General features: G+C 70.0%; 14 protein-coding genes. 13 read left to right on the top strand and 1 reads right to left on the bottom strand.

Going from position 1 to position 13,038, the window contains the following annotated elements:
- Positions 1-649, bottom strand: a 649-nt coding sequence (locus tag G6020_RS08500; protein WP_182610325.1) for a succinate dehydrogenase cytochrome b subunit, incomplete at its 3' end; no start/stop codon positions are given.
- Between the two features lie 98 nt (positions 650-747).
- On the opposite strand from G6020_RS08500, the gene ftsY reads away from it, so the two are divergent.
- The 13 genes from ftsY (at position 748) to G6020_RS08435 (ending at position 12,960) form a co-directional block, all read left to right on the top strand.
- Positions 748-2,190: a signal recognition particle-docking protein FtsY gene (ftsY, locus tag G6020_RS08495; RefSeq protein ID WP_182610324.1), complete on the top strand. Its 1,443-nt coding sequence runs from the start codon at positions 748-750 to the stop codon at positions 2,188-2,190.
- 229 nt (positions 2,191-2,419) lie between these two features.
- Positions 2,420-3,715, top strand: coding sequence for an ammonium transporter (locus tag G6020_RS08490; RefSeq protein ID WP_182610326.1), 1,296 nt, complete (start codon positions 2,420-2,422; stop codon positions 3,713-3,715).
- A 28-nt stretch (positions 3,716-3,743) separates the two neighbouring features.
- Positions 3,744-4,082 carry a P-II family nitrogen regulator gene (locus G6020_RS08485; RefSeq protein ID WP_182610323.1) on the top strand — a complete coding sequence of 113 codons (339 nt, stop codon included), beginning with the start codon at positions 3,744-3,746 and terminating at the stop codon, positions 4,080-4,082.
- 189 nt (positions 4,083-4,271) lie between these two features.
- Positions 4,272-6,647 (top strand): [protein-PII] uridylyltransferase, encoded by a 2,376-nt coding sequence (locus G6020_RS08480; protein WP_182610322.1) that lies wholly within the window; start codon positions 4,272-4,274, stop codon positions 6,645-6,647.
- 64 nt (positions 6,648-6,711) lie between these two features.
- On the top strand, positions 6,712-8,286 hold the full coding sequence (gene ffh / locus G6020_RS08475) for a signal recognition particle protein (protein ID WP_182610321.1): 1,575 nt from the start codon (positions 6,712-6,714) through the stop codon (positions 8,284-8,286).
- Between the two features lie 212 nt (positions 8,287-8,498).
- Positions 8,499-9,008, top strand: coding sequence for a 30S ribosomal protein S16 (gene rpsP, locus G6020_RS08470; protein WP_182610320.1), 510 nt, complete (start codon positions 8,499-8,501; stop codon positions 9,006-9,008).
- Between the two features lie 5 nt (positions 9,009-9,013).
- Positions 9,014-9,256, top strand: coding sequence for an RNA-binding protein (locus tag G6020_RS08465; protein ID WP_179525471.1), 243 nt, complete (start codon positions 9,014-9,016; stop codon positions 9,254-9,256).
- 35 nt (positions 9,257-9,291) lie between these two features.
- Positions 9,292-9,825, top strand: a complete 534-nt coding sequence (gene rimM, locus G6020_RS08460) for a ribosome maturation factor RimM (RefSeq protein WP_182610319.1) — start codon at positions 9,292-9,294, stop codon at positions 9,823-9,825.
- Positions 9,822-10,622 carry a tRNA (guanosine(37)-N1)-methyltransferase TrmD gene (gene trmD, locus G6020_RS08455; protein ID WP_179525469.1) on the top strand — a complete coding sequence of 267 codons (801 nt, stop codon included), beginning with the start codon at positions 9,822-9,824 and terminating at the stop codon, positions 10,620-10,622. The genes rimM and trmD overlap by 4 nt, the downstream gene beginning before the upstream one ends.
- Positions 10,623-10,785: 163 nt before the next feature.
- Complete coding sequence (gene rplS, locus G6020_RS08450; protein WP_017836979.1) at positions 10,786-11,127, top strand: 50S ribosomal protein L19; 342 nt, start codon at positions 10,786-10,788, stop codon at positions 11,125-11,127.
- Between the two features lie 137 nt (positions 11,128-11,264).
- Entirely contained in the window at positions 11,265-11,984 is a 720-nt protein-coding gene (lepB, locus tag G6020_RS08445) for a signal peptidase I (RefSeq protein WP_259848330.1), read from the top strand.
- Positions 11,981-12,658: a ribonuclease HII gene (locus G6020_RS08440; protein WP_182610317.1), complete on the top strand. Its 678-nt coding sequence runs from the start codon at positions 11,981-11,983 to the stop codon at positions 12,656-12,658. The genes lepB and G6020_RS08440 overlap by 4 nt, the downstream gene beginning before the upstream one ends.
- The gene (locus G6020_RS08435) at positions 12,655-12,960 is read left to right on the top strand and encodes a DUF2469 domain-containing protein (protein ID WP_007632861.1); all 306 of its coding nucleotides are present in this window, start codon (positions 12,655-12,657) and stop codon (positions 12,958-12,960) included. The genes G6020_RS08440 and G6020_RS08435 overlap by 4 nt, the downstream gene beginning before the upstream one ends.
- The last annotated feature ends 78 nt before the right edge of the window (positions 12,961-13,038 follow it).

The following is a 13,038-nucleotide window of genomic DNA, read 5'->3' as shown; positions in this document are numbered from 1 at the left end:
CCGTCGCCGCGGCGCGGCTCCGGATGCCCGTCACCCCGAGATCGCCCGCCGCCGTGCGGACGCCGTGCGCGACGTGCACCGCCAGCAGGACCATGGTGAACCCGTAGAACGCGGCCACCCAGGGCCTGGCGAGGCTGGCCACGAGGTTCGCGTACGCCGAACCGGGGACGAACGAGTCGCTGGCGGCCGGCGGTGTGCCGGTGGTCATGTCCAGGACGTGGAAGACCACGAACAGCAGCATCACGATGCCGGTCAGCATCATGGATCGCGCGCCGAAGGACGCGGCGGTCAGTCCGGTGCGACGACGACGAGGACCCGCTGACGCCCGGGACCGTCGCGCGAGCACCACCGAGCACCCGACGTGTGCCACCAGGCTCAGCACCAGCACCACCCGCAGGGCCCACAGCACCCCCTCGTGCGGCACCAGGGGGTGCAGCAGCGTCCGCAGCCACTCGGCGTAACCGTCGAAACCGGCCGCGCCGCCGAACACCTTGAGGTTGCCGATCATGTGCACCACGACGAACGAGGTGAAGACCAGGCCCGTCACGGCCATGACCGTCTTGGCGGCCCAGGTGGGAAACGCAGGGGCGCGCCGGAGGTGTGGCCTCCGGGCCCTGACCGGGACGTGCGGGGCAGCGACCTCGGTCACGCGCGGACACCTCCTTACGGGAACGCGCGCCAGTCTAGGTCCGCCCACGCCGCCCGGGGCCGGGATGAGGACGGGGGTCGTCGTCCATACTGGGCACCGTGAACACCACCTGGATCATCATCGCCGTCGTCGCCGTCCTGTTGCTCGCCGTGCTCGCGCTGGTCGTGGGCCTGCAGCTGCGCAAGAAGCGACAGATCTCGCTGAGCAGGCCGGAGGAGCGCAGGGAACTCACCCGTGAGGAACGCTCCGGCAACTACCAGGCGGGGACGGGTTTCTCGTTCACCGAGGCGGGCGGGACCGCCACCGCGGCACCCCCGAGGGAACCCCTGCCGCGCGAGACGTCCCGGTCGGTCGAGACACCCCGCCCCGTCGAGACACCCCGCCCCGTCGACACACCCCGCCCGGCCGACACGGTCGAGACCCCCCGGTCGGTCGAGACGCCGGTCGTGCCCGAGCCGGACACCGAACCCGGTCCGAGCGACGACACGGTCGTCGTGGAACCCGCGCCCGTCGAACCGGTGGTGGTACCGCCGGAGGTCCCGGACGAGGAGGTCCCGGTCCCCACGACCGAGCTGATCACCGGGGCCCCCTCCCCGGTCGCCCCCGTCGAGCGGATCGACCCGTCCGAGGGGCGCCTGGACCGCCTCCGCGGTCGGCTGGCGCGCTCCCAGGGCGCCGTGGGTCAGGGGCTGCTCGGGCTCCTGGGCGCAGGTGATCTCGACGAGGACGCCTGGGAGGAGATCGAGGACACGCTGATCATGGCGGACCTGGGCACCACGGTCACCCAGCGCGTCGTCGACCGCCTGCGTGAGGACATCGCGACCAGGCAGATCCGCACGGAGGCCGAGGTCCGGGGCCTGTTGCGGCAGGCCCTCGTGGACAACCTCCACCCCGAGTACGACCGCTCGCTTCGTGCGCTGCCGAACAACGGCACCCCCGCCGTGATCCTCGTCGTCGGGGTCAACGGCACCGGCAAGACCACCACCACCGGCAAACTCGCCCGCGTCCTGGTGGCGGACGGACGCCACATCCTGCTCGGTGCCGCCGACACCTTCCGCGCAGCGGCCGCCGACCAGCTCCAGACCTGGGCCGAACGGGTCGGAGCGGAGGTCGTGCGGGGCAAGGAGGGCGCGGACCCCGCGTCGGTGGCGTTCGACGCGGTCGCCCGGGGTGTCGAGACCGGGGTGGACGCGGTCCTGGTGGACACCGCCGGCCGCCTCCACACCAAGACCGGGCTCATGGACGAGCTCGGAAAGGTCAAGCGGGTCGTGGAGAAGAAGACCCCGGTCGACGAGGTGCTGCTGGTGATCGACGCGACGACGGGGCAGAACGGCCTCATGCAGGCGCGCGTGTTCAAGGAGGTCGTCGACATCACCGGAGTGGTGCTGACCAAGCTCGACGGCACCGCCAAGGGCGGCATCGTCTTCCAGGTCCAACACGAACTCGGGGTCCCGGTCAAGCTCGTCGGACTGGGCGAGGGAGCCGACGATCTGGCGCCCTTCACGGCGGACGCCTTCGTCGACGCCCTGCTCGGGACCTAGGACGCGCGGGTACCCAGGACACACGATCGGAACCACAGGGCCGGCCACGTTACAGACCGGAAACACGCCCGCGCATCGACCGAAACAGCGGAAAGGAATTCTTCTGAACCGAGAGTGAGTGACAAACGCTCACCATGGAGACGAGGAGGACCTCACCGTGAGAGGTGACAGTGTCTTGTTGCTCGCCCAGGAGGCGACAACGGAGATCGATGCGGGAGACACGGCCTGGATGCTCATGGCGGCATCCCTGGTCCTGCTCATGACGCCCGCACTGGCGATGTTCTACGGCGGGATGTCCCGCCAGAAGTCAGTGCTCAACATGATGATGATGTCGTTCAGCGCGATGGGGGTCGTCGGGATCGTCTACGTGCTGTGGGGCTGGTCGATGTCCTACGGCGAGCAGGACGTCCTCGGGCTGTTCGCCAACCCCTTCGAGATGTTCGGTCTCGCCGGGGTGATCGGCGACGCGGACAACTGGGTGACCTCAGCGTCGGGCGCCTACCCGCAGGTCGTCGACGTGGGCTTCCAGGTCACCTTCGCGATCATCACGGTCGCCCTCATCTCGGGAGCCATCGCCGAGCGCGTGAAGTTCGGTACCTGGCTGACTTTCGCCGCCGTGTGGGTCACGCTCGCCTACTTCCCCATGGCCCACATGGTCTGGGGCGGCGGGCTCCTCTCACATTCGGAGAACAGCCTCGCGGCGATGATCTTCGGCACCGTCGACGATGGTGAGGGCGGCCTCGTCGCAGCCGTCGCCCCGGTCGACTTCGCCGGTGGCACGGTGGTCCACATCAACGCCGGTATGGCGGCGCTGGTCCTCGTCCTGCTGATCGGCAAGCGCTACGACTTCGGGCGTACCGCGTTCCGGCCCCACAGCCTCCCGCTCGTCATGCTCGGTGCCGGTCTGCTGTGGTTCGGCTGGTTCGGTTTCAACGCCGGTTCGGCGTTCGGTGCCAACGGGGCCGCCGGCCTGGCCTGGATCAACACCACCGTCGCCACGGCCGCCGCGATGCTCGGCTGGCTCCTCACCGAGCGGATCAGGGACGGTCATCCGACCAGCCTCGGTGCCGCCTCGGGTGTCGTCGCCGGTCTGGTCGCCATCACCCCGGCCGCCGGGTCGGTCCACCCCCTCGGCGCGATCGCCCTCGGTGCCGTGTCCGGCGCCCTGTGTGCCCTCGCCGTGGGACTCAAGCACCGTTTCGGCTACGACGACTCGCTCGACGTCGTGGGCGTCCACCTCGTGGCGGGTCTCTGGGGCACCATCGCCATCGGCCTCCTGGCCACCGGCACCTTCGACACCGATGCCGGCGTGTTCTACTCGGCGGACGGGTGGAAGCTGCTTGTGGTCCAGATCGTGATCGCCGTGGCGGCGCTCGTCTTCACCGCCATCATGACCGCGATCGCCTACGTGATCTGCCGCCCGCTGGGATGGCGCATCAGCGAGACGGACGAGCAGTCCGGTATCGACGGCGCCGAGCACGCGGAGTCCGCGTACGAGGCCTCCACCAACGCGCTCATCCGTTGAGCCGACATCTGCGAAAGGAACCCCTGACATGAAGCTCGTCACCGCGATCGTCAAGCCGTTCACGCTCGACGACGTCAAGGCAGCACTCGAACAGGCGGGAATCCACGGTCTCACCATCAGTGAGGTCCAGGGTTACGGCCGCCAGAAGGGTCACACCGAGGTCTATCGCGGTGCTGAGTACGCCGTGGACTTCGTCCCCAAGATCCGGGTCGAGGTGGTCGTCGACGACGAGACCGCCGACACCGTCGTCCAACTGATCGTGGATGCCGCGCGAACCGGGAAGATCGGCGACGGGAAGGTCTGGGTGACCCACGTCGAGAGCATCGTCCGGGTCCGCACGGGCGAGGCGGGCGACGCCGCGATCTGATCGACGACACCACGAGGCGCGGTCGACCCCGGACCCGGGGCCGACCGCGCTTCTCCGTCATTCCCCGTGCCTCACCGTCGCTCTCGGTGCACGTGCACGGGCGTTCACAGAAGCGAAACACCGTGGCCGCTGCGAGGTGACACGGCACCGACAGTCTGGAGACACACTCATGAGGGAAAGAGGGACGACGTGAGCCTCACGGGGGACGGTGAGCGGGCCATGGCGCTGCGGGACGGACGCGAGCAGATCCTCTCCGCCACGTCGGCCGACCTCCCCGCGCCGCACCTGCGGGACGCACTGTGCGAGCTGTACGAGATGGAACTCGGACGGCTCGCGGAGGAGGCGGGGATCGGCCCGGGGTCCGGGTTCGCCCTCGTGGCCTTCGGCGGGCTCGGCCGGCGTGAGGTGCTCCCGTACTCCGATCTCGACCTGGTGCTGGTGCACGAGAGACGACCCGACCGCGACGTCGGTGAGCTCGCCGACGCCATGTGGTATCCCCTGTGGGACTCGGGCGTGGGCCTGGACCACAGTGTGCGGACCGTGGACCAGTGTCTCGCGGTGGCGGCTGCGGACGTCTCGGTGGGATTGAGTCTGTTGGACGCCCGCGTGATCGCCGGGGACGCGGACCTGGGCGCGCTCGTGGTCGACGGCGCCCGGCGACAGTGGCGTGACCAGATCGCCTCCCGGTTCGACGATCTCGTGGCCGCCGCGGTGGCCCGGCGTCAGCGGTCCGGGGTGATCGCGCACCGGAGCGAACCCGATCTGAAGAACGGCGTGGGCGGTCTGCGGGATTCGCAGTTGGTCACCGCGCTCGCCGTGGCACACCTCAGCGACGGACGACCGGTCGTCCCCGGAGGGCTGACGACCGCGCACCGTCTCGTGCTCGACGCGCGGACCGAGCTCCACCGGGTGAGCGGGCGGCCCCGGGAGGTGCTGCACGCCGAGTACGGGGACGAGGTCGGACAGGCGCTCGGGCTGGGGGATCGCTTCGACCTCGCCCGTGCGCTCAGCGACGCCTCCCGGACCATCGCGTTCACCGCGGATCAGGCCATCCGTGGCTCGTGCGCGTCGCTGTCCTCCCGCGGTCTGACCGGGCTGCTCCGCAGATCGCCGGTCCGCAGACCACTGGACGACGGCGTGGTGGAGCACGCCGGAGAGGTGGCACTCGCGAGGAACGCGCGTGTCACCGAGGACCCGTGGCTCCCACTCCGGGTGGCGGCGGCGGCGGCCCGGTTCGGGTTGCCCGTGGCCGGTTCGACCCTCGGGGTACTGGTGGAGCGTTCGCCGGTCCCCGAGGGGCGGTGGCCCGCCGAGGCGCTGTCGGACCTCCTCGTCCTGCTGGGCTCCGGCGAGGGCCAGGTGCCGGTCGTCGAGGCGCTGGACCGGAGCGGGCTGTGGGAGCGGATGCTCCCCGAGTGGTCGGAGGTGAGGGATCTGCCCGCGAGGGACCGGGCTCACGTCTACACCGTCGATCGTCACCTGGTCCAGACCGCCGTGGAGGCCTCCCGGCTGACCACCTCGGTCGCGCGGGCGGATCTGCTCCTGTTGTCGGCGCTGCTGCACGACCTGGGCAAGAGTCGCGAGGGCGATCACAGCGAGACGGGCGCCGAGATGGTCGGCCCGATAGTGCGACGCATGGGGCTCGGTCCCGGCGACGTCGACACCCTGGTCCGGATCGTCCGGCACCATCTGCTGCTGGCCGCGACCGCGACCAGACGTGATCCCTCGGACCCGGCGACGGCCGACTCGGTGCTGGCCACGCTCGATCGGGACGCGACCGCCTTCGACGTGCTCGCCACGCTCACCGAGGCCGATTCGCTGGCCACCGGGCCGACGGTCTGGACCCCGGGCCGGGCCAGGGCGCACGAGATGCTGGTCGACGCGTGCCGGGACCGGATGGGGTCGCACCCCGGCGCGGTCGAGGCGCCGACCGTCGACGCCACCCGGCCGCACGGCCCCCCCGACGTAGTGGTGGACCTGCGCCCCGCCGGGACGGGGACCAACCACGAGATCACCCTCGTGGTCCCCGGCTCGGGCAAATCGCTCGCGGTGACCGCGGAGGTCCTCGCCGCGCACCGGCTGGAGATCGTCGACGCGGAGATCGACCTGCGCCCACCCGGTGGGGTACGCGCGAGGATGACGGTGTCCACCCGTTTCGGCGACCCCGTCGACCCGAAGGTCCTCCGCCAGGACCTGCGCCGGGCGGTAGACTCCGGGGTGTCGGCCTCGCTGAGGGCCGCGCTCGCACGCAACGCCTCCCGCCTGATCGGACCGCCCCAGGCCAGGTCCTCGGTCCTGGTCAATCGACGGACGGATGCCGACGGCATCCTGCTCGAGGTGCGGGCCGAGGACAGACCGGGGTTGTTCGCCAAGGTCATCGCGTCGATCCTGGGCAAGGGGGCGAGGATCGACTGGGTCGTGGTGCGGACCCGCGGCGCCGCGGTCGAGGACGTCTTCGCCCTGTCCGGCCCCGGAGCGGTGCTCAGCACGGCCACGGAGGTGGAGTCGCTGCTTCCCCGGCGCGATCCCGCCACGCCCGGCGTGGGGCGTGCCGATACCCTGTGAGCAGTCGTCGTCGACGACGCCGGGGCCACCACGCCCCCGGCCCGCGACCCAGGGAGCTGTAGCCGTGTTCGATTCCTTGTCCGATCGCCTGGCAGGTGCGCTCAAGGACCTGCGCGGGAAGGGGCGGCTCAGCGACGCCGACATCGACGCGACGGCGCGCGAGATCCGCCTGGCGCTGCTCGAGGCGGACGTCGCCCTTCCCGTCGTGCGCACGTTCATCTCGCGCGTCAAGGAACGGGCCAAGGGATCCGAGGTGTCCGAGGCCCTCAACCCCGCGCAGCAGGTCGTCAAGATCGTCGACGCCGAACTCACCGCGATCCTGGGTGGCCAGGCGCGGCGCATCGAGTTCGCCAAGCAACCCCCGACGGTGATCATGCTCGCCGGTCTGCAGGGTGCGGGTAAGACCACTCTGGCGGGAAAGCTCGCGTACTGGCTCAAGGGCCAGGGTCACACCCCGCTCCTCGTCGCGTGCGACCTGCAGCGGCCGGGTGCGGTCGACCAGCTCCGGATCGTCGGCGAGCGCGCGGGCGTGCAGGTCTTCGCACCCCATCCCGGCACGTCCGTCGGGGGAGACGGCGAGGTCGTCGGCGTGCAGGAGCCGGTGGCCGTGGCCCAGCGGGGCCTCGCGCACGCCCGTGCCAAGATGCACGACGTCGTGATCGTCGACACCGCCGGCCGGTTGGGTATCGACGAGGAGCTCATGGCCCAGGCCAGGGGCATCCGTGACGCGGTCCAGCCGGACGAGACCTTCTTCGTCCTCGACGCGATGATCGGCCAGGACGCGGTGATGACCGCGGAGGCCTTCCGCGAGGGGGTCGGCTTCACCGGCGTCGTCCTGACCAAGCTCGACGGCGACGCCCGTGGCGGCGCCGCGCTGAGCGTCCGTGAGCTCACCGGCACCCCGATCATGTTCGCCTCCGACGGCGAGAAGCTCGAGGACTTCGACGTCTTCCACCCCGACCGCATGTCGAGCCGGATCCTCGGCATGGGCGACGTGCTCTCGCTCATCGAGCAGGCCGAGACCGTCTTCGACGCCAAGGACGCGGAGAAGACCGCGGCCAAGATCGGCTCGGGGGAGCTCACGCTCGAGGACTTCCTCGACCAGATGCTGATGATCCGCAAGATGGGCCCCATCGGAAACCTGCTGGGAATGTTGCCCGGGGGCAAGGAGATGAAGGCGGCCGTCGGCGACATCGACGAGAAGTACCTGGACCGTATCCAGGCGATCATCCGGGGGATGACGCCGGAGGAGCGTGCCGATCCGAAGATCATCAACGGATCCCGCCGCCAGCGCATCGCCAAGGGTTCCGGTGTCACGGTCACCGACGTCAACCAGCTGGTGGACCGGTTCTTCGAGGCCCGCAAGATGATGAGCCGCATGGCGGGTCAGATGGGCATGCCCGGAGCCGGCCGGAAGAACCAGCGCAAGGGCAAGAAGGGCAAGGGCAAGGGCCGCGGGCCGACCCAGCCCAAGAACAGGGGAATGATGCCCGGTGGGATGCCGGGGATGCCTCCGGGGATGCCGGGGATGCCCCCCGGTGGGATGCCGGATCTGTCCCAGATGCCGCCCGGACTCGACAAGCTCCCCCCGGGACTCGAGGGCATCGATCTGAACGACCTGAAGTTCCCCAAGCGCTGACCCGGTCGGCCGCGCGGGCACCGATTGGTACCAGCGGTGGCGGGGCGTTTAGACTGGTGCGCTGGACGCCGTCACCGGTGGGTCCCGTCGTGCTGGTCGCGAACGGGTGCCCGCGCCGAACGGCGGTCACCCGGAAGGCGAAACCGGGCCCCGCAACAGGTGCGGGAGTCGCTGAATCGCCACGTGACCCGCAAGAGAAAGCGAGACGCCACATGGCCGTCAAGATCAAGCTCACCCGCCTCGGCAAGATCCGTAACCCGCAGTACCGGGTGGTCGTGGCCGACGCCCGCACCCGCCGCGACGGACGCGCCATCGAGACGATCGGACTCTACCGCCCCAAGGAGGAGCCGAGCTTCATCCAGATCGACTCCGAGCGTGCGCAGTACTGGCTCGGCGTGGGCGCCCTGCCCTCCGAGGCCGTCGAGGCGCTCCTCAAGATCACCGGCGACTGGCAGAAGTTCAAGGGCCTCGAGGGCACCGAGGGCACCCTCCGGGTCGCCGAGCCCAAGCCCAGCAAGCTGGAGCTGTTCAACAAGGCGCTCGAGGAGGCCCAGGGCGAGCCGTCCGCCGAGGCCATCACCACCAAGCGCAAGGCCGAGAAGGCCAAGAAGGCCGAAGAGGCGAAGAAGGCCGAGGACGACGCGAAGAAGGCCGCCGCCGAGGCCTCCGAGGCCGAGTCCGCCGAGGCCGGGTCGCCCGACGCCGAGAACGCCGAGGCCTGAGTCCGATGAGTGACATGGTCGTCGACGCCGTCGACCATCTCGTCCGCGGCATCGTGTCGGATCCCGACGCGGTGTCCGTCAGGTCGAGCGGCGGTCGGCGCGGCACGGTGATCCGCGTGACCGTGTCGCCCGAGGACCTCGGACGCGTCATCGGCCGCGGCGGCCGTACCGCCTCCGCGATCCGGACGATCGTCTCCGCCGTCGGCGGGCCGGACGTGCGGGTCGACGTGGTCGACACCGACCGCTAGTCCCACTCGGAACCCACCCGCACCGGAAGGACACCATGGAACTCGTCGTGGGCCGCGTCGTCAAATCCCACGGAGTCCGCGGTGAGCTGGTGGTGGATGTGCGGACCGACTCGCCCCGTGACCGTTTCGCGGTGGGCGAGCGCCTGCTGGGCCGCACCGGCAAAGGGAACAACGTCACGGACCGAGAGGTCACCGTAGAAGCCGCCCGGGATCATTCCGGGCGGCTTCTCGTGCGCCTGGCCGGCGTCTCGGACCGCAACTCCGCCGACGAGTTGCGCGGGATGCTCCTGCTCGTGGACTCCGAGGCGTTGCCGGAGACCGGGGATCCGGACGAGTTCCATGACCACCAACTGGTGGGCCTGCGGGCCCTCGACACCGGTGGGGCAGAACTCGGTGAGGTCACCGAGGTCGTCCACACGCCGGGTGGGGAACTGCTCGCGGTGCGCCTCGCGAACGGTGCGGACGCGTTCGTGCCGTTCGTCACCCGGATCGTGCCCGAGGTGGACCTGGGTTCCGGTACGTGCGTCATCGACCCACCGGAGGGACTACTCGATCTGGGGACCTCGTGACGGGGACCGACGACACGGTTCCCGCTCCGCGACTCCGGCTCGACGTCGTCACCGCGTTCCCGGACTATCTCGCCCCGCTCCGTCTGGCGCTGCCCGGGCGGGCCATCGATCGCGGAATCCTGGATCTCGAGGTCCACGACCTCCGTGCGTGGGCCCACGACGTGCACCGGTCCGTCGACGACACCCCGTTCGGTGGGGGCCCCGGCATGGTCATGAGGCCGACGGTCTGGGGTGAGGCTCTCGACGAGCTGGTACCCCCGCCCGCGGACGACTCCGCAGAACGGTCTCTCCTCATCGTGCCCACTCCCGCCGGCCGGCCCTTCACCCAGGACGACGCCCACCGGTACGCCCGTCGCGGTCACCTGCTCTTCGCATGCGGCAGATACGAGGGGATCGACCAGCGGGTGATCGACGAGGCCTCCACACGGATGGACGTGGAAGAGGTGAGCATCGGCGACTACGTGCTCATCGGGGGAGAGGTGGCGGTCCTGGTGATGGCGGAGGCCGTCGTCAGGCTCCTGCCGGGAGTCCTGGGCAACCAGCGCAGCCATGAGGAGGACTCCTTCTCCGACGGGCTACTCGAGGGGCCGAGCTACACCCGACCCGAGGAGTGGCGGGGACGGCCGGTTCCCGCGGTGCTCAGGAGCGGCGACCACGCGAAGATCGCGCGGTGGCGGCGAGACGAGTCACTACGACGCACCGCGCAGCGCCGACCTGAGCTGCTCGACGGCGCGGATCTCCGTCCGGCGGACCTGGAGACGCTCGCCTCCGTCGGCTGGACGCCCCGCGCGGGCTGATTTGGGGCGGGCGGGCCGACAATGGCACACTAGCGAGGTTGATCATCCGGGCGCATCCGTGCGTCCGCGGACGGTCGCGCTGATCCGGGCACGAACCGGTCGTCCCGCCGGGAGGCGGGCGCCAGGGTCCTCTGTCCTCAATTCCTGACATCCGAGGAACACAATGAACACTCTCGACTTCATCGACAACAAGTCACTCCGCGACGACATCCCGGCGTTCCGCCCCGGCGACACGCTCGACGTGCACGTCAAGGTCATCGAGGGCTCCAAGGAGCGCGTCCAGGTCTTCAAGGGCGTCGTGATCCGCCGCCAGGGCGGTGGCGTCCGGGAGACCTTCACCGTCCGCAAGGTCTCCTTCGGCGTCGGCGTCGAGCGCACCTTCCCGGTCCACTCGCCCACCATCGACCACATCGACGTCCTGACCCGCGGAGACGTCCGTCGCGCCAAGCTGTACTACCTCCGCAACCTCCGCGGCAAGGCCGCGAAGATCAAGGAGAAGCGCTGAGCGCATAGAGCGGGTCGGACTCGGCCGCCGTGTGCGGTGGCCGATCGACTACGCTCGTCCGGGTGAGCAGCACCGAATCACCCGGACAGAACCCCTCCGAGCCGGGCCCCCGAGAAGACGGGGACCCGGCTCGAGGCGTGGGTGGGGGTCGACGCGACGCGCGGACCACCGAGAAGAAGGGGCAGCCCTGGTACATCGAGATCCCCATGTTGGTGGTGATCGCGCTGGTGCTGGTGTTCGTCTTCCAGACCTTCGTCGGGCGGGTCTACCAGATCCCGTCGGAGTCGATGGAGCCCACGCTGCACGGATGTGCCGGCTGCACGGGTGACCGGATCTTCGTGGACAAGATCTCGTACCGGTTCGGCGATCCGCAGCCCGGGGACGTCGTGGTGTTCGAGGGGCCGGATTCCTGGAACCAGGGATACCAGTCCATCCGTTCTGACAACCCGGTGATACGGACCCTGCAGGACGTCGGAGGGGTCATCGGCATCGTCCCACCTGACCAGAACGACATGGTCAAGCGCGTGGTCGCCGTGGGTGGTCAGACCGTGGGCGGGTGCTCGCCGGACGGTGGCCTCCTCGTGGACGGCGAGCCCCTGGACGAGCCCTACCTCAACGCGGATCCCGCCCTCGAACGCAACCCGCTCAACTGCGCGTTCGGACCGGTCACCGTCCCGGAGGGAAACTACTGGGTGATGGGTGACAACCGGGGCAATTCCGCCGACTCCCGCTACCACATGGGCGACGAGTTCCAGGGCACCGTCCCCGGGGGGAACGTCATCGGCAAGGTGCAGGCCATCATCCTCCCGTTCAACCGGATCGGGTCCGTCCCCTCGCCGGACATCCACGCGGGGTGAGCCCGGTCCGACCGGGCCGGGTCAGGGTGACCCGGCGTGACGGACGGCTGGCACTCGAGGCGGCCCTGGGACGGCGCGGCCTCGGGCCGGTCGCCGGGGTCGACGAAGCCGGACGCGGGTCGTGCGCGGGTCCGCTGGTGGTGGCGGCATGCGTTCTGGGTGACCGCCTCCCCCCGGATCTCGCCGACCTCGACGACTCCAAGAAGTTGTCCCCGCCCACCCGGGAACGGCTCCACGACGCCGTGCTGCGGAGGGCGACCGCCGTGTCCGTGGTGGTGATCGAGCCCGATCGGATCGACGAGCGGGGTGTGCACCGGTGCAACCTCGAGGGGATGCGTCGTGCGGTGGCCGCTCTCGACCCGGCACCCGGCTTCGTCCTCACCGACGGGTTCGCCGTGGACGGGCTCGGATGCCAGTCCACGGCGGTGATCGGGGGCGACGCGGTCGTCGCATCCATCGCCGCCGCGAGTGTCCTCGCAAAGGTCACCCGCGATCGGATTATGGTGGACCTCGACCCGAGGTACCCGGGCTACGGGTTCGCCGCCCACAAGGGGTACAGCACCGCGGGTCACGCCAGGGCGATCGAGCAGCTCGGTCCCAGCGACATCCACCGGATGTCGTACGCCAACGTCCGTCGCGCCGCCCAGGCGCATTCGAGGAGCAGCACTAGATGAGCGCCGAGGATCTGGAGAACTACGAGACCGAGATGGAGCTCTCGCTGTACCGCGAGTACCGCGACATCGTCGGTCAGTTCACCTACGTCGTCGAGACGGAGCGGCGCTTCTATCTCGCGAACGCGGTCGAACTGATCCCGAGGTCCGCGGACGGTGAGGTCTACTTCGACGTCCGGATGTCGGACGCCTGGGTGTGGGACATGTACCGGCCTGCCCGTTTCGTGAAGTACGTGCGGGTCCTGACCTTCAAGGACGTCAACATCGAGGAGCTCGACAAGCCCGAACTCCGCCTCCCGGAGTAGTACCCGGCGGCTGGTCCTCCACAGCCTCCGGCGCCTCCACAGGGTGCTCCCGGCCCGATCCGCGTCCAGCGGATCGGG

The sequence above is a fragment of the Dietzia sp. B19 genome (genome assembly GCF_014145155.1).
In the GTDB taxonomy this organism is placed as follows: Bacteria; Actinomycetota; Actinomycetes; order Mycobacteriales; family Mycobacteriaceae; genus Dietzia; species Dietzia natronolimnaea.
Note: the sequence above shows the minus strand (reverse complement) of the source record. Positions and strands in the feature narration are given on the sequence as shown.